Annotated in this window: 17 protein-coding genes; 12 read left to right on the top strand and 5 right to left on the bottom strand. The window is 61.0% G+C overall.

The features are described from left to right. The first annotated feature begins 189 nt into the window (after positions 1 to 189). The 3 genes from mpl to KW839_RS21295 are packed head-to-tail and all read left to right on the top strand — an operon-like array spanning position 190 to position 2,445. Positions 190 to 1,539: a UDP-N-acetylmuramate:L-alanyl-gamma-D-glutamyl-meso-diaminopimelate ligase gene (gene mpl / locus KW839_RS21305; protein ID WP_060543246.1), complete on the top strand. Its 1,350-nt coding sequence runs from the start codon at positions 190 to 192 to the stop codon at positions 1,537 to 1,539. Beyond that, the gene (gene ubiX, locus KW839_RS21300; RefSeq protein WP_218425424.1) at positions 1,536 to 2,168 is read left to right on the top strand and encodes a flavin prenyltransferase UbiX; all 633 of its coding nucleotides are present in this window, start codon (positions 1,536 to 1,538) and stop codon (positions 2,166 to 2,168) included. Before mpl ends, ubiX begins: the two co-directional genes overlap by 4 nt. Beyond that, on the top strand, positions 2,161 to 2,445 hold the full coding sequence (locus tag KW839_RS21295) for a YceK/YidQ family lipoprotein (RefSeq protein ID WP_060543248.1): 285 nt from the start codon (positions 2,161 to 2,163) through the stop codon (positions 2,443 to 2,445). Before ubiX ends, KW839_RS21295 begins: the two co-directional genes overlap by 8 nt. Positions 2,446 to 2,590: 145 nt before the next feature. Here the strand turns inward: KW839_RS21295 and KW839_RS21290 are convergent, their stop codons facing one another. From KW839_RS21290 to KW839_RS21280, 3 genes are all read right to left on the bottom strand, one after another. Beyond that, positions 2,591 to 3,232 (bottom strand): oxidoreductase, encoded by a 642-nt coding sequence (locus tag KW839_RS21290; protein ID WP_060543249.1) that lies wholly within the window; start codon positions 3,230 to 3,232, stop codon positions 2,591 to 2,593. A 27-nt stretch (positions 3,233 to 3,259) separates the two neighbouring features. Beyond that, on the bottom strand, positions 3,260 to 4,978 hold the full coding sequence (locus KW839_RS21285; protein ID WP_218425423.1) for a C13 family peptidase: 1,719 nt from the start codon (positions 4,976 to 4,978) through the stop codon (positions 3,260 to 3,262). Between the two features lie 114 nt (positions 4,979 to 5,092). Further along, positions 5,093 to 5,548: a MaoC family dehydratase gene (locus tag KW839_RS21280; protein ID WP_060543251.1), complete on the bottom strand. Its 456-nt coding sequence runs from the start codon at positions 5,546 to 5,548 to the stop codon at positions 5,093 to 5,095. A 195-nt stretch (positions 5,549 to 5,743) separates the two neighbouring features. On the opposite strand from KW839_RS21280, the gene KW839_RS21275 reads away from it, so the two are divergent. Genes KW839_RS21275 through KW839_RS21265 form a run of 3 tightly spaced genes read left to right on the top strand, consistent with a single transcriptional unit; the run spans position 5,744 to position 7,421 of the window. Continuing rightward, positions 5,744 to 6,106 (top strand): CidA/LrgA family protein, encoded by a 363-nt coding sequence (locus tag KW839_RS21275; RefSeq protein WP_060543252.1) that lies wholly within the window; start codon positions 5,744 to 5,746, stop codon positions 6,104 to 6,106. Between the two features lie 2 nt (positions 6,107 to 6,108). Then, positions 6,109 to 6,819, top strand: coding sequence for an LrgB family protein (locus KW839_RS21270; RefSeq protein ID WP_177336992.1), 711 nt, complete (start codon positions 6,109 to 6,111; stop codon positions 6,817 to 6,819). 11 nt (positions 6,820 to 6,830) lie between these two features. Further along, entirely contained in the window at positions 6,831 to 7,421 is a 591-nt protein-coding gene (locus KW839_RS21265; RefSeq protein WP_060543254.1) for an LON peptidase substrate-binding domain-containing protein, read from the top strand. A 9-nt stretch (positions 7,422 to 7,430) separates the two neighbouring features. On the opposite strand, the gene KW839_RS21260 is transcribed toward KW839_RS21265, so the two are convergent. Both KW839_RS21260 and KW839_RS21255 read right to left on the bottom strand, forming a co-directional pair. Continuing rightward, a complete protein-coding gene (locus KW839_RS21260) occupies positions 7,431 to 8,750 on the bottom strand; it encodes a bifunctional DedA family/phosphatase PAP2 family protein (protein ID WP_060543255.1) in 1,320 nt (439 codons plus the stop codon). 141 nt (positions 8,751 to 8,891) lie between these two features. After that, complete coding sequence (locus KW839_RS21255; protein ID WP_218425422.1) at positions 8,892 to 9,587, bottom strand: DNA-3-methyladenine glycosylase; 696 nt, start codon at positions 9,585 to 9,587, stop codon at positions 8,892 to 8,894. A 188-nt stretch (positions 9,588 to 9,775) separates the two neighbouring features. Between KW839_RS21255 and KW839_RS21250 the strand changes: the two genes are divergently transcribed. The 6 genes from KW839_RS21250 (at position 9,776) to rodA (ending at position 15,824) form a co-directional block, all read left to right on the top strand. Further along, entirely contained in the window at positions 9,776 to 11,047 is a 1,272-nt protein-coding gene (locus KW839_RS21250; RefSeq protein ID WP_218425421.1) for a glutamate-5-semialdehyde dehydrogenase, read from the top strand. Positions 11,048 to 11,093: 46 nt separating this feature from the next. Then, on the top strand, positions 11,094 to 11,738 hold the full coding sequence (gene nadD, locus KW839_RS21245; RefSeq protein ID WP_162237411.1) for a nicotinate-nucleotide adenylyltransferase: 645 nt from the start codon (positions 11,094 to 11,096) through the stop codon (positions 11,736 to 11,738). Positions 11,739 to 11,811: 73 nt separating this feature from the next. Further along, positions 11,812 to 12,306: a ribosome silencing factor gene (gene rsfS, locus KW839_RS21240; protein ID WP_060543259.1), complete on the top strand. Its 495-nt coding sequence runs from the start codon at positions 11,812 to 11,814 to the stop codon at positions 12,304 to 12,306. A gap of 9 nt (positions 12,307 to 12,315) precedes the next feature. Next, on the top strand, positions 12,316 to 12,783 hold the full coding sequence (rlmH, locus tag KW839_RS21235) for a 23S rRNA (pseudouridine(1915)-N(3))-methyltransferase RlmH (RefSeq protein ID WP_003185785.1): 468 nt from the start codon (positions 12,316 to 12,318) through the stop codon (positions 12,781 to 12,783). Positions 12,784 to 12,793: 10 nt separating this feature from the next. Beyond that, positions 12,794 to 14,689, top strand: coding sequence for a penicillin-binding protein 2 (gene mrdA, locus KW839_RS21230; protein ID WP_060543260.1), 1,896 nt, complete (start codon positions 12,794 to 12,796; stop codon positions 14,687 to 14,689). Between the two features lie 31 nt (positions 14,690 to 14,720). Next, positions 14,721 to 15,824: a rod shape-determining protein RodA gene (gene rodA, locus KW839_RS21225; protein ID WP_060543395.1), complete on the top strand. Its 1,104-nt coding sequence runs from the start codon at positions 14,721 to 14,723 to the stop codon at positions 15,822 to 15,824. Positions 15,825 to 15,834 lie beyond the last annotated feature (10 nt).

Here is a 15,834-nt window from a genome sequence, read left to right as displayed (position 1 = left end):
TTTCCAGGTGGACCGAGAATATGAAACCAACCGAGATCAGCTCCCTTCCCCCTCTCCCCATTGGGGTGAGGGGATGGATCTCGAGCAAAACGCAAGACGCCAAAGCCACCATCCCTCGGTCCCCTCACCTAAAGAGTGCGATTTTCCCCTCCCTAAGCTAACCTGCGGCCATGTTTTACGAGGTCGACTATGCACATTCATATTCTGGGTATCTGCGGCACCTTCATGGGTTCGATGGCGGTTCTGGCCAAAGAGCTGGGCCATCACGTGACGGGCTCCGATGCCAACGTCTATCCGCCGATGAGCACTCAGCTGGAGGCCCAGGGCATTGAGCTGACCCAAGGCTACGACCCTGCGCAACTCGATCCGGCGCCGGACCTGGTGGTGATCGGCAACGCCATGTCGCGGGGCAATCCCGCTGTGGAATACGTACTGAACAAAGGCCTGCCTTACGTCTCGGGGCCGCAGTGGCTGGCCGATCACGTGCTGCAAGGGCGCTGGGTACTGGCGGTTGCCGGTACCCACGGCAAGACCACCACCAGCAGCATGCTCGCCTGGGTGCTGGAGTACGCCGGCATGAGCCCGGGCTTTTTGATCGGTGGCGTACCGCAGAATTTCTCGGTGTCGGCCCGATTGGGCGGCACGCCGTTTTTCGTGATTGAAGCCGATGAGTACGACAGTGCGTTCTTCGACAAGCGCTCCAAGTTCGTACACTACCGTCCGCGCACGGCGATCCTGAACAACCTGGAATTCGACCACGCCGATATCTTCCCGGACCTGCCGGCCATCGAGCGCCAGTTCCATCATTTGGTGCGGACCATCCCGAGCGAAGGCCTGGTGATTCATCCGACCACTGAGCCGGCTTTGCAGCGCGTCATCGAGATGGGCTGCTGGACCCCGGTGCAAACCACCGGCGCTGGCGGCCAGTGGCAGGTCAAGCTGCTCAGCGAAGACGGTTCGAAGTTCGAAGTGATGTTCGAAGGCGTCGCCCAAGGTGTGGTCGAGTGGGACATGACCGGTCAGCACAACGTCGCCAACGCACTGGCCACGTTGGCGGCCGCGCGCCATGTCGGTGTGGTGCCGTCCATGGGTATCGCCGCATTGAGCGCGTTCAAGAGCGTGAAGCGGCGGATGGAAAAAGTCGCGGACGTGCGTGGCATTACCATCTATGACGACTTCGCTCACCACCCGACAGCCATCGCCACCACGCTGGACGGTCTGCGCAAACGCATCGGCGATGCTCCGTTGATTGCGATCATCGAACCACGTTCCAACTCCATGAAGCTCGGTGCTCACCGCGATGGCTTGCCGGAAAGCGTGGTCGATGCCGATCAGGTGATCTGGTACGCGCCGGCCAACCTCGGCTGGGATCTGGCGGGCACCGCTGCGTTGTGCACCGTACCGTCGATTGTCAGTGATTCCCTGGAAGGCATCATCGAGCGTGTGAAGAGCCAGGCTCAACCCGGCACTCACGTGGTGATCATGAGCAACGGCGGCTTTGGCGGCCTGCACGGCAAACTCGCCGAGGCGCTCAAATGAACAACGGTCCGGACCGCATCACTCTGGCGATGACCGGCGCTTCGGGCGCCCAGTATGGTCTGCGCCTGCTCGACTGTCTGGTGCGGGAAGATCGAGAAGTGCACTTCCTGATCTCCAAGGCCGCGCAATTGGTGATGGCCACGGAAACCGACGTTACGCTGCCGGCCAAGCCGCAGATGATGCAAGCCTTCCTCACCGAATACACCGGTGCTGCCGCAGGGCAGATTCGCGTCTACGGCAAGGAAGACTGGATGTCGCCGGTGGCCTCGGGTTCCGGCTCGCCGTCGGCGATGGTGGTGGTGCCGTGCTCCACGGGCACCCTGTCTGCCATCGCCACGGGCGCTTGCAACAACCTGATCGAACGCGCCGCCGATGTGACGCTCAAGGAACGACGCCAGCTGATTCTGGTGCCTCGTGAGGCGCCGTATTCGAGCATTCATCTGGAGAACATGCTCAAGTTGTCGAACATGGGCGTGACGATCCTGCCTGCGTCGCCGGGCTTTTATCATCAACCGCAAACCATTGATGATCTGATCGATTTCGTCGTGGCGCGGATTCTCAACCTGTTGAACATTCCTCAGGACATGCTGCCGCGTTGGGGCGAGCATCATCTGACCAGTGATGAATAAGCTGCTGGCGATTGTGCTGGCGCTGCAACTGGCTGGTTGCGCCACGGCACGCACCCTCGATGCGGCCAAGCCGGGGGCGCCGGTGGTGTACTCGGGAACTCGTCTGGATTGGTATGCGATCCAAGGGGGTTGTTGCGCCATGGACCGATTCGGTGCCGAAGCACCGAGTTATCCCGGCGTCGACCTGCCGGCCAGTGCGTTGCTCGACACGCTGCTGTTGCCGTTGTCATTGCTGACCGTGCTTGGAGTAGGTTTTCAGGCGACCGGGGGATTGTAGGAGGAAGCGCTTTTGTGGCGAGGGGGCTTGCCCCCGTAGGGCTGCGAAGCAGCCCCCAACAAGGTCATCTCCGTTTTACAGATACACCACACGCACAGGATTTGCGCGCAGCCGTACGAGGGCAAGCCCCTTCGCCACAGGTCCGCTATTTACCTAATTTGCGTAGTTCATCGGATTCAATAACCCGCACGCCATCCTGTTCTTCCAGGGCCAGGCGCCACATCGCGCGGGCCAGTTGGCAGGCTTCGATGCCATGGTATTTACCGGGGATCAGCCGTGACAGCGGGCCGGCGAGTTTTTCGCCCAGGCGCGGTTCGGTGCGTTCGCCCAGCAGCAGCGAAGGGCGGCAGATGGTCAGCTGCGGCCAGTCCTGCGCGCGCAATGCCAGTTCCATCTCACCTTTGACCCGATTGTAGAAAATCGACGATTTCGGATCAGCCCCCAAGGCGCTGATCACGATCAGGTGTCGTGCGCCCATTTCCCGGGCGCGTTTGGCAAACGCCACCACCATGTCCAGATCCACCGCGCGAAATGCCTGTTCGGAGCCCGCCTGCTTGATGGTGGTACCCAGGCAGCAATAGGCGATATCGACGCGCCCGTTCAGCTGCGGAAGAAACACCATGGGGTCGCCGATAGGGTTTTCCAGGTGCGGGTGCGTGGCCAATGGCCGGCGAGAAGGCGCCAGCACGCGGGTGATCGTTGGTTCGTTCAGCAAGCGATCCAGCAAGTGTTCACCGGTCAAGCCGGTGGCTCCGGCAAGCAGCACGTGTTGAGGCGTCAAGTACATAGTGTTTCTCCCTTGATACTGTTCAGCTTAGTTGCTGTTTGTATCCTTGCTGTCGTTAGAGACACTTTGTAATGCCTTTCGTGCCTGTTGCTTGCGTAACAACTGCCAGTGCGAGAGGACGGTTTTCGGTGCCCAGAGCTGCGGCTCGGAGGCCTCGAAACCGTCCGCCAGTTCACGCTCGGCCACGGTAGCCTTGGCCAGCTTGAAGGCTTGCTCCAGATCATCGGTCTGGTTCAGGGCCTGGGCAAACAGGGCGTCGCCAAAGTAGGTGAAGTTGGCTTCTTCCGAGCAACCGAAGGACACCCGATCAGCCCGGGACGCCGTGATGATCAGCGTGCGTTCATCCTTGAGGGCGGGGATGAAACCGCCGGAGTAGCAGGCGGAAATCACGATGACCTTGTCACGGTTTTTCAGCGGGGCCAGGACGGCAGCCATTTCGTCGGCCGGCAGATCCGCCAGCTCCATGCGTGGTTGTTCGAGTACCAGTTCGTGTTCAGCGGTGCCGTGGCTGGTCAGGTAGATGAAAACCAGATCCTCCGGGCCACTGCGTTCGGCCAGCGTCACAGCGGCGCGGCGCAGGTTTTCCCGGGTGGCCATCGGGCGGTCGCCGAGGTGGTCGCGATGGTTCACCAGGCGGATCTGGCCATAGGCGCCGAAGCGCGAGGTGAGCATGTTGGCGACGTAATCAGACTCGCGCAGGAACACGCTCTGCTTGCCGTCACCGCCCAGGGTCAGCGAATAGAGTTCCACTGCCGGGGTCGAGGCCGGCACGCTGGCCAGTGCTTCTTCGAGCAGGCGTCCCTGGGCCAGCAGGCCGAGTTCCAGTGTGTCAGGCAGCAATTTGCCGTCGGCGTCCCGCACGCGCTGGCCGTTGATCCAGGTGCCGCTCATGACGGTGCCGTCGGTCAGTACCAGGGTGCCGCGACCCTGATAGCTGTCGTTGTCGAACTGCCCGGTGTAGAAGCTGCCGTCGGCCAGGTTCAAGCGACCCTGGCCGGTAAATCGCCAGTCGTTGAAATGGCCGATGTAATGGCTGCCGTCGGCACCGATCAGCTCACCCTTGCCATTGAGCGAACCTTCCTTGAACTGACCCAGCCAGACGTCGCCGTCGGCGTTCTCGTAGCGTCCCTTGCCGTGCAGTTGATTGTTCTTGAAGCCGCCGACATAGATGTCGCCATCGGCGCTGTTGAATGTACCGTTACCTTCCAGCTGACCGTCGACGAAATGCCCGGTGAATTGATTGCCGCTGCCGTCGCCACGCTGGCCTTCGCCGTTGGGTTTGCCGCGGGTGAACTGGCCCTCATAACTACTGCCGTCTTCGAGTTCGAGGCGACCGAGACCGGAGTACTGATCGGCCTTGAATTCGCCGCGGTAGGTCATGCCGTTTTCTTTGAGGGTGCCTTCACCGTCGCGCCGCCCGGACTTGAATCCGCCGCTGTAACTGCTGGCGCTGGTGGTCAGGCTGCCTTGGCCGTCAAACAGGCCCTGATTGAATTGCCCGCGATAAACCTCGCCGTTACTGCCGTGCCATTCGCCCCGGCCATGCCACTGGCCCTTGTCGAATTCGCCGGCGTACCAGCTACCGTTCGGATAGTCGATGCGGCCCTGGCCTTGCAGCATTCCATTGACCAGTTCGCCGCGATAGCGTCCGCCGTCCGGCAGGCGGGCATCGGGAGGCAATGGCGATTCGCCGTCCCCGCAAGCGGTGAGCATCAGGGTCAAGGCAAGGAGTGCAAGTGGGCGCATAGCGGGTTCCGGGCAATTAGGCGACCGAGTATGCCGCAGCCATGTGCCCATATATAGGGCCGGGAGCAGGGAGAGGGCGCGAAACAGCGTGAGCTGTTTCGCATCCGGGAGGTTTTACACGAAGCAAAGCGACAGAGGTTCGGCGACGTATGCCGGTTTGTCCGAGCCTTCGATTTCCAGGGTGGCGGTAGCCTTGAGTAGCCACTGGCCGGGTTTTTTCTCGATGACTTCGGTCAGCTCGACCTTGAGCCGCACCTTCGAATTGACCTTGACCGGTTGAATGAAGCGCACGCTGTCCAGGCCGTAATTGATCACCATCTTCAAGCCTTCAGGCATGACGAGGATGTCTTCCATCAGTTTCGGAATCAGCGACAGCGACAGGAAGCCGTGGGCAATGGTGCAGCCAAACGGCGTTTGAGCAGCTTTGACCGGGTCGACGTGGATGAACTGAAAATCCCCTGTGGCTTCGGCGAACAGGTTGATGCGCTCCTGATCGATGGTGAGCCATTCGGAACTTCCAAGTTCCTTGCCGATATAGTCATTTAGCTCCGCAACTGGAACATAGGGCATTGAGACACTCCTTGGATTCTTCACTTTTATAATTGTTGAGGGGGGGATTTCGACCTCCCGGCTTACTGCCTTAGATCAACATGGCAAAAGGCCCCGGTCAACTGCCGATGCGTTTGGCGAATGCCGATCCATAGCGCAGGCGTGCTTATAATGCGTGTGCCAATGCGGGTGATGGATTTTTGCGGGAGATCAACGATGTTGTTACGGGGCCTGACATGGCTGGTGCTGTTCCAATTGCTCGGCACGGCGATCAATCATTTGTTTTTGCCGGTGCTACCGGGTCCGATTGTCGGTCTGCTGTTGCTGCTGGTGTACCTCATCAGTCGAGGCCAGGTCGGTGAGCCGTTGAACCTGGCAGCCGGCAGCCTGCTGCGCTATCTGCCATTGCTGCTGGTACCGCCGGCGGTGGGTGTGATGGTTTACGCCAAGGACATTGCCGCCGACTTCTGGGCCATCGTCGGTGCGCTGGTTCTGTCGCTGCTGCTGTCCATGGCCTTTGCCGGTGTGCTGATGCAACGCATGGTCAAACGTCATACGCACCCTGAGGACGGCCAATGATCCTGGACTGGCACGGCGCCTGGACGTCGGTAATTCATCATCCACTGTTCGGCATCGGCATTACCCTTGGCGCCTATCAACTGGTGTTGGCAGCCTACGAAAAAACCCGCTGGATCTTTTTGCAGCCTGTGCTGGTCTCCATGTTGTTGGTGATCGGCGTGCTGGTGAGTTGTGGCCTGACATACGCCGAGTACCGCAAGAGCACCGAAATTCTCAGTATCCTGCTCGGCCCGGCCACTGTCGCGCTGGCGGTACCGCTGTACCTCAACCTGCGACGGATTCGGCAGTTGTTCTGGCCGATATTTACTACGCTGGTGATAGGCGGCGTGGTGGCCACCGCAATGGGCGTACTGCTCGGCTGGTGGTTCGGGGCCGAACACATGATCCTGATGACCATGGCACCGAAGTCCGTGACCTCGCCAATCGCCATGCTGGTGGCTGAGCAGATCGGTGGCGTCGCGGCGCTGGCGGCTGTGTTTGTGCTGATAACCGGTGTGATCGGCGCGATCTTCGGCCCGAGCCTGTTGACCCGGCTCGGCGTGCACAGTCCCGAAGCCCGGGGCATGGCCCTGGGTATGACCGCCCACGCCGTGGGCACCTCGGTGGCGTTGCAGGAAAGTGAAGAGTGCGGTGCCTTCGCCGCGCTGGCGATGAGTCTGATGGGCGTGGCCACGGCGGTGTTGCTGCCGCTGGCGGTATCGATGGTGGTGTAAAGGAAATGTCTATGAGTCTGCCGCTTTTTCCACTGAACACGGTGCTGTTTCCGGGCTGCATCCTCGACTTGCAGATTTTCGAGGCGCGCTACCTGGACATGATCGGCCGCTGCATGAAGCAGGGCGGCGGCTTTGGCGTGGTATGCATCCTTGATGGCGAGGAAGTTGGCCTTGCTCCCGAGGGGTATGCGCTGGTGGGCTGTGAAGCGCTGATCACCGATTTCAAGCAGCAGGATAATGGCCTGTTGGGTATCCGCGTGCAGGGCGCGCGGCGTTTCAATGTGCTGCGCAGCGAAGTCCAGCGCGATCAATTGACCGTCGCCGAGGTCGAGTGGCTGGAAGACGAGCCGGAGCAACCGTTGCAGGACGAGGATGCCGACCTGGTCGCCTTGCTCAAGGCCCTGGCGGAGCATCCGATGGTCGAGGCCCTGAACATGGGTACTGAAGCGACCGGTCAGCAATCGCTGGCCAATCAGCTGGCCTACCTGTTGCCGTTTGCCGAAGTGGACAAGATTGATCTGCTGCAACTCGATGATCCGCAGCAGCGACTGGATGCCATTCAGGCGCTGCTGGATGAATTACAGGGTGAGTTGTTTGCCTGACAGGCCTGGTTACTGATAGGCATACCGCAACAGCGTATGGGGCAAATGCCGCAATACGAAGAACCCGAACAACGCTACCAGTGCCGGCAGTACCAGCCACCAGACCCTGGTTGGCATAGCGGTAAGCGGCGCCTGGCGCTGGGTCAACCAGAGGCTGGCCGCGCAGATGCAAGCGGCCAGCATCGCACCTGCCAATACATCCGTCGGCCAGTGAACGCCGAGGTAGACCCGGGAAAGGGCAATCGCCAGCGCCGGCAAGCAAGCCACCAGCAACCAGGTCAGGCGCATCCGTGGTGGTTGTCCGCGACCCGCCAGTACGGCCAGGGTCAGGAATAGTGCGAACGCTCCCGATGCATGGCCACTGGGCATGCTGTAACTGGTCAGCGGATCGCTGAGCACTTCCGGGCGCACGCGGGCGAAGAAAAACTTGGTCCCGGTATTGGCCAGCGATGTGCAGAGCAGGGTGGCGCAGGCGAAAATCGCATGCCGCCACTGCCGGGTAATAAGCAGCAGCGCTACCAGCAACCCACTGAACATCAGCATGTAGTGGAACTCGCCGATCAAGGTGAAAACCACGGCCACTTCATCCAGCGCCGGGCTGCGGTGTTCCTGCACCAGGGTCATCACCCCCTGATCAAGGGCGCTGAGGTGCGGATAGCCGATAAACAGACCGGCAAGGATCAGCAAACTCATGCCGGCAATGAACAGCGTGGCTCGGCGGTGTTGGCGCAGGCTGCTGGTTGCACTGATCCCGACCATGGCCGCAATGCTGGCGGCAACGACCCCGGCCTGCAGCCAGAAACCCTCGGGCAATGGCAGGCGAATCGCCGCGCCGGTAGCCCAGCCAGGCATCAGATAAGCCACTGACCAACCCGCGCCGGCCAGCAGGCTGACGGCGAAGAATCGTGGAAAGGGCATATCGCACATGCCGGCGACCATCGGCAGCATTGGCCGCAGGGGCCCGATGAAGCGCCCGACCAACAGGCTGGCTATGCCGTAGCGCTGGAAATAGGCTTCGGCACCCGCGATCCATTCCGGGTGGTGGCGCAAGCCAGGCAGGCGCCGGATGTTCTGATGGAAGTGGCGCCCGAGGAAATACGAAACCACATCGCCCAGCACGCCGGCGAGAAAGCCCAGCAGCAAGGTTTCACTCAGTGACAGCGCACCGCTGCCGGCCAGCACCGCCACGGCGAACAGCAAAACCGTGCCGGGCACGATCAGCCCGGCAATCGCCAGGCATTCGACAAAGGCCACGATGAACACTGCCGCCGCCAGCCATTGCGGGTTGACCGCCAACCATCCGGTCACGCTATCGAGCCATGGGCCCATATTCAAAACTCCAGTTTATAAGTGCCTCCCCCTGTAGGAGCGAGCTTGCTCGCGATGATCGTTAACGATGACGCGCACTGCCTGCAACAAAGCGTCGCCTTCAGATTCATCGCGAGCAAGCTCGCTCCTACAGGGGGATGTTCATAGCAGTATGTAATCGTGACCTTCGATTTGCCCGCGACGCAGCGGGTTGCGCGTACAGTAGGGCGCATACGCTGCGTCGACGAAGCGGTACATCAAATGTTCGTCACGCCCGTGGGGAATGCCCAGGCGCGTGGTCTGAATAATGTGCGTCGGTACCGGTCCCACATCTTCCACCAGCAGAACTTCATGGTCAAAACGCTTGGCATCCCACACCGGTACTTTCAGTCCCAGGGCCTTGCACAGCAATGTCTGCCCGGAGCAGAGCTTTTGCGAAGGGCGAGGACGGCCCTGGGTATCGGGGTTGTTCAGCATCATTTGCGCCAGGCTGGCCGGCCCGCTGATCTCATCGACCCACGGATAAGCCGATTTGATCAGCACCGCGTTGCCGGGCCCCTGGGCGCTGAAGTTCAGCGAATCGCCGCCACGGGCGTAGTACATATAGATGTGGCCGCCATCCAGAAATAAAGCCTTACGCTTTTCCGTGTAGCCAAGTGAGGCGTGACTGCCTTTCTCGCTGCAGTAATAAGCTTCGGTTTCGATTATTCGAGCGCTGAGCCACAGGTCGCCGATTCGGTGGCGGATGACCTTGCCCAATAATTCCCGGGCCAGGACCTGGGCGTCCCGATCGAAAAAGGCGTCTCCAAGTGCCTTGGGCTGGGTCATTGCGTTCGCGCGAACAGTCAGATCGGACATGATAAGCGGCGTAATAAGGGCTGAATGAGTCGTGATGATAACAATTTGCAGCTTAATCGAGCCTGAATGCAGGCAAATCACCCTCCATTTCGACCATCCGCCCGTCACCGCTGTTAGTCAGGAGACGCGGCAGCTATAATCTGCCGCTTTACTCTTTGCCACGACCTTGGAAAAGGCCACGCCAGACCATGACTGAGTCCGTTCTTGACTACATGACCCGCCTGGGTCGCGCTGCCCGTGAAGCTTCCCGCGTGATCGGCCGTGCCAGCACCGCGCAAAAGAACCGCGCCCTGCAGGCTGCCGCCAATGCGCTGGACGCCGCTCGCGCCGAGCTGACCGCTGCCAATGAACAGGATCTGGCGGCTGGCCGTGCCAATGGGCTGGAGCCAGCGCTGCTGGAACGCCTGGCACTGACTCCGGCACGGATCGACGGCATGATCGTCGGGCTGCGTCAGGTTGCTGCCTTGCCGGACCCGGTGGGCGCTATCCGTGACATGAGCTACCGGCCGTCGGGTATCCAGGTGGGCAAGATGCGCGTGCCTTTGGGCGTGATCGGTATCATCTACGAGTCGCGGCCGAACGTGACCATCGATGCCGCCAGCCTGTGCCTGAAGTCTGGCAACGCGACTATCCTGCGTGGCGGGTCCGAGGCGATTCATTCCAATCGTGCCATCGCCGCCTGCATCCAGCGCGGCCTGGCCGAGGCCGATCTGCCGGCCGCGGTGGTGCAAGTGGTCGAAACCACGGATCGCGCTGCCGTCGGCGCGTTGATCACCATGCCCGAATACGTGGATGTCATCGTGCCCCGTGGCGGTCGTGGCCTTATCGAGCGCGTCAGTCGCGACGCCAGGGTGCCGGTGATCAAGCATTTGGACGGTATTTGCCACGTTTACGTCAGTGAGCACGCCGACCTGGCCAAGGCCCAACGCATCGCGTTCAACGCCAAGACTTACCGCTATGGCATCTGCGGCGCCATGGAAACACTGCTGGTCGATCAAACCGTTGCGAAAGATTTCCTGCCAGCTATGGCCGCCCAGTTCCGCGAAAAAGGCGTCGAGCTGCGCGGTTGTGAGCGCACCCGGGCGATCATCGAAGCGCTGCCGGCCACCGAAGAAGACTGGAGCACCGAATACCTGGCGGCGATCCTGTCGATCCGTGTGGTGGACGGACTGGACCAGGCCATCGAGCACATCAATCATTACGGTTCCCATCACACCGATTCGATCGTCAGCGAACACCAGGGCGACACCCGGCGTTTTGTGGCTGAAGTCGACTCCGCGTCGGTGATGATCAATACCCCGACATGCTTCGCCGATGGCTTCGAATACGGTTTGGGTGCCGAGATCGGCATTTCTACTGATAAGCTGCACGCCCGAGGCCCGGTGGGTCTTGAGGGGCTGACCTGCGAGAAGTACATCGTGGTCGGTGATGGCCAGTTGCGCGGACAGGAGCCGGTCTGACTTGGGCGACTTCGACCCGTCAGCCCCGGTCACTGCCCCAGAACCTGTGCCTCGCCGCATTGGCGTACTGGGCGGAACCTTTGACCCGGTGCACATCGGCCATTTGCGCGGTGCGCTGGAAGTCGCCGAGACACTGGCGCTCGATGAGCTGCGCCTGACACCCAGTGCCAGGCCACCCCATCGGGATACGCCACAGGTGTCGGCGAAAGACCGTCTGGCGATGGTCGAGTGCGCGGTGGCCGGTGTGGCACCGTTGGTGGTGGACGCCCGTGAATTGCAGCGGGACAAACCGTCCTACACCATTGATACCCTGGAACTGATGCGGGCCGAGTTGGCCGCGCACGACCAGGTTTTTCTGCTTCTGGGCTGGGACGCTTTTTGCGGCCTGCCCACTTGGCACCGCTGGGAAGAGTTGCTCCAGCATTGCCACATCCTGGTGTTGCAACGCCCGGATGCCGACAGCGAGCCGCCGGATGCCTTGCGCAACCTGCTGGCAGCGCGCTCGGTGAGCGACCCGCTGGCCCTCAAAGGGCCGAGCGGACAGATTGCATTCGTCTGGCAGACGCCGCTCGCGGTATCCGCCACCCAGATCCGTCAACTGCTGGCCAGCGGTAAGTCGGTACGTTTCCTGGTGCCCGACGCGGTCCTGGCCTACATCGATGCGCACGGACTTTACCGTGCGTCGAACTGAATAGGAGTGCTTCAAGGCACGTGGCAACAACGTGTATCGAAGCGCCCGAACATACGAGCAAAACGAGTTTTATATGACAGACAAAGACCAAACCAAAGTTAAGCGCAAAGGCACGTTCAAGAGCGCCCCGCTGCCAGTAGAGGCTCACACTGGCGTGATTCTGGCCGGCGCAGAGCTGGTCAAGGTTGCCGTAGCTGCCCTGGAAGACGTCAAGGCCCAGGACATCCAGGTGATCGACGTTCGCGACAAGCAGAGCATCACTGACTACATGATCATCGCTACCGGTACCTCCAACCGCCAGATCGGCGCGATGCTGGACAAGGTCCGCGAGGCGGTCAAGGCTCAAGGCGTCAAGCCGCTGGGTGAAGAAGGCAAGGGCGACAGCGACTGGGTCCTGCTGGACATGGACGATGTCATCGTACACATGATGACCGCGTCGGCTCGCCAGTTCTACGACCTGGAGCGCCTGTGGGCCGGTGCCGAGCAGAGCCGTTCGGCCAGCGCTGCTCACCACAGCCCGGAAAACACCCATGAGCACTTCACCAAGCTCAACAAAGACCAGCAATAAGGGACCGCTGTGCGACTGCGACTGATCGCCGTCGGTTCACGCATGCCCAAATGGGTGGAAGAAGGCTGGCACGAATATGCCAAGCGTCTTCCGTCCGAGCTGGCGCTGGAACTGGTGGAAATACCGCTCAATACCCGGGGCAAGAACGCCGACGTGGCCCGCTTCATCCGCCAGGAAGGCGAAGCCATGCTGGCCAAGGTCGGGCCGAACGAGCGGATCGTTACCCTCGAAGTCCACGGCAAGCCCTGGAGCACCGAGCAACTGGCGGTCGAACTCGATCGCTGGCGGCTGGACTCGCGTACGGTCAATTTCATGGTCGGCGGCCCCGAGGGGCTGGCGCCGGAAGTTTGTGCCCGGGCTGATCAACGCTGGTCGTTGTCGCCGCTGACCTTGCCGCACCCGCTGGTGCGGATCTTGATCGGCGAACAGTTGTACCGTGCCTGGACCGTGCTGTCCGGTCACCCTTACCACAAGTAGTTCTGCCCTCATGTCCCAGCCGATCCGCATCAAGGACCACGAAAAAGACGCCCGTCTGGTGCGTGGCCGCGTCGTGTTCGGGGCCATCGCAGTGGTGCTGCTGATTGGCGTGCTGATTGCCCGGTTGTATTTCCTCCAGGTGATCCAGTACGACTATCACTCGACCTTGTCGGAAAACAACCGCGTCCATGTGCAGCCGATTCCGCCGACCCGCGGGTTGATTTTCGACCGCAATGGCGTAGTGATCGCCGACAATCGGCCCAGTTTCAGCCTGAGCATGACCCGCGAGCGTTCTGGCGAGTGGCAGAAGGTGCTCGATGTGATCGTCGAAGTGCTGGAGCTGACGCCCGAGGATCGGGCGATTTTCGAGAAGCGCATGCGCCAGGGGCGACGGCCGTTCGAGCCGGTGCCGATCCTGTTTGAATTGACCGAAGAGCAGATCGCCCGTATTGCCGTGAACCAGTTCCGCCTGCCCGGTGTGGAAGTGGTCGCGCAACTGGTCCGTCATTATCCGCAGGGCGCGCACTTTGCCCACTCGGTGGGTTACATGGGGCGGATCAACGAGAAAGAGCTCAAGACCCTGGACCCGGTGAGTTACAGCGGCACCCATCAAATTGGCAAAACCGGCATCGAGCGCTTCTACGAGGCGGAGTTGCACGGTCAGGTGGGTTACGAGGAAGTCGAGACCAACGCTCGGGGCCGTGTATTGCGGGTACTCAAGCGTACCGAGCCGATCTCCGGCAAGGACATCGTCCTGAGCCTGGATATCAAATTGCAGGAAGCCGCTGAAGCTGCGCTCGGTGGTCGTCGAGGTGCGGTGGTGGCCCTGGACCCGAAAACCGGCGAGGTCCTGGCGATGGTCAGTCAGCCGAGCTTCGATCCGAACCTGTTCGTGACGGGAATCAGCTCAAAGGCCTATTCCGAACTGCGCGACTCCATTGACCGGCCTCTGTTCAACCGCGTGCTGCGTGGTCTGTACCCGCCGGGTTCGACCATCAAGCCGGCGGTAGCGATCGCGGGGCTGGATGCGGGCGTGGTGACCGCGTCTTCCCGGGTGTTCGATCCGGGTTATTACATGCTGCCCAACTACGATCACAAATACCGTAACTGGAACCGTACCGGCGACGGCTTTGTCGACCTGGATACGGCAATCATGCGCTCCAACGATACCTACTTCTATGACCTGGCCCACAAGCTGGGGATCGATCGTTTGTCGGCGTATATGAGCAAATTCGGCATTGGCCAGAAGGTATCCCTGGACATGTTCGAAGAATCGCCGGGGCTTATGCCGACCCGGGAATGGAAGCGCGCGACCCGTCGGCAAGCCTGGTTCCCGGGTGAAACATTGATTCTGGGGATCGGTCAGGGCTACATGCAGTCGACGCCATTGCAATTGGCCCAGGCCACGGCACTGGTGGCCAACAAAGGCGTATGGAACCGTCCGCACCTGGCCAGGACCATCGAAGGCCAGAAGCCGGTGGATGAGCACCCGATGCCGGACATCATCCTGCGTGACCCGTCCGACTGGACCAAGGTCAACCATGGCATGCAGCAAGTGATGCACGGTGCCCGTGGCACTGCGCGCAAAGCCGCGATCGGTGCGCAATACCGGATCGCCGGCAAGAGCGGTACGGCCCAGGTGGTCGCGATCAAGCAGGGAGAAAAGTACGACCGTTCCAAGGTCCAGGAACGCCATCGCGACCACGCCTTGTTCGTTGGCTTCGCGCCGGCCGACGACCCGAAAATCGTAGTGTCGGTGATGGTCGAGAACGGTGAGTCCGGCTCCGGCGTCGCCGCGCCGGTCGTTCGTCAAATCATGGACGCCTGGCTGCTGGGCCCGGACGGCCGGTTGAAGCCCGAATACGCCGACCCTATCAGTGCAGAGGCTACCGCCCGTGATGAATAATTTTGATCGCATGCTCTCCAGCGAGGATGTGATGCGTCGTCGAGCGACGTTATTGCAACGCCTGCACATCGATGGCCCGTTGTTGATCCTGCTGCTGACACTGGCCGCCGGTAGCCTGTTCGTGCTGTATTCGGCCAGCGGCAAGAGCTGGGATCTGCTCGCCAAACAAGCCACTTCATTCGGCATCGGCCTGGTGTCGATGATCGTCATCGCCCAGTTCGAGCCGCGCTTCATGGCCCGCTGGGTGCCGGTCGGCTATGTGGTCGGTGTGCTGTTGCTGGTGGTGGTGGACGTAATGGGTCACAACGCCATGGGTGCTACGCGCTGGATCAACATTCCCGGCGTCATTCGCTTCCAGCCTTCGGAGTTCATGAAGATCCTGATGCCGGCGACTATCGCCTGGTACCTGTCCAAGCGCACCTTGCCGCCGCAGCTCAAGCACGTGGGCATCAGTCTCATGCTGATTGGTATCCCGTTCATTCTGATCGTGCGGCAACCGGACTTGGGCACTTCGCTGCTGATTCTGGCCGGTGGGGCGTTCGTGCTGTTCATGGGTGGCCTGCGCTGGCGCTGGATCCTCAGCGTGCTCGCCGCTGCCGTGCCTGTGGCGATAGCCATGTGGTTCTTCATCATGCACGACTATCAGAAGCAGCGAATCCTGACGTTCCTCGACCCCGAGAGCGATCCGCTCGGCACCGGCTGGAACATCATTCAGTCCAAGGCGGCCATCGGTTCTGGCGGTGTGTTCGGCAAAGGCTGGCTGCTGGGTACCCAGTCGCATCTGGATTTCCTGCCGGAAAGCCACACCGACTTCATCATCGCGGTGATGGGTGAAGAATTCGGCCTGGTGGGTATCTGCGCGCTGCTGCTGATTTACCTGTTGCTGATTGGGCGCGGCCTGGTGATTACGGCCCAGGCCCAGACATTGTTCGGCAAGTTGCTCGCGGGCAGCCTGACGATGACGTTTTTTGTTTATGTTTTCGTCAACATCGGTATGGTCAGTGGCCTGTTGCCGGTGGTGGGGGTGCCGTTGCCGTTCATTAGCTACGGAGGAACTTCGCTGGTGACGCTGCTGTCAGCGTTTGGGGTTTTGATGTCGATCCATACCCATCGTAAGTGGATCGCGCAGGTTTGAATAAGGTGAA

The organism is Pseudomonas sp. PDM31 (genome assembly GCF_019218965.1).
In the GTDB taxonomy this organism is placed as follows: domain Bacteria; phylum Pseudomonadota; class Gammaproteobacteria; order Pseudomonadales; family Pseudomonadaceae; genus Aquipseudomonas.
The sequence above is the reverse complement of the archived record's forward strand: the minus strand, read 5'-3'. Positions and strand labels throughout refer to the sequence as shown.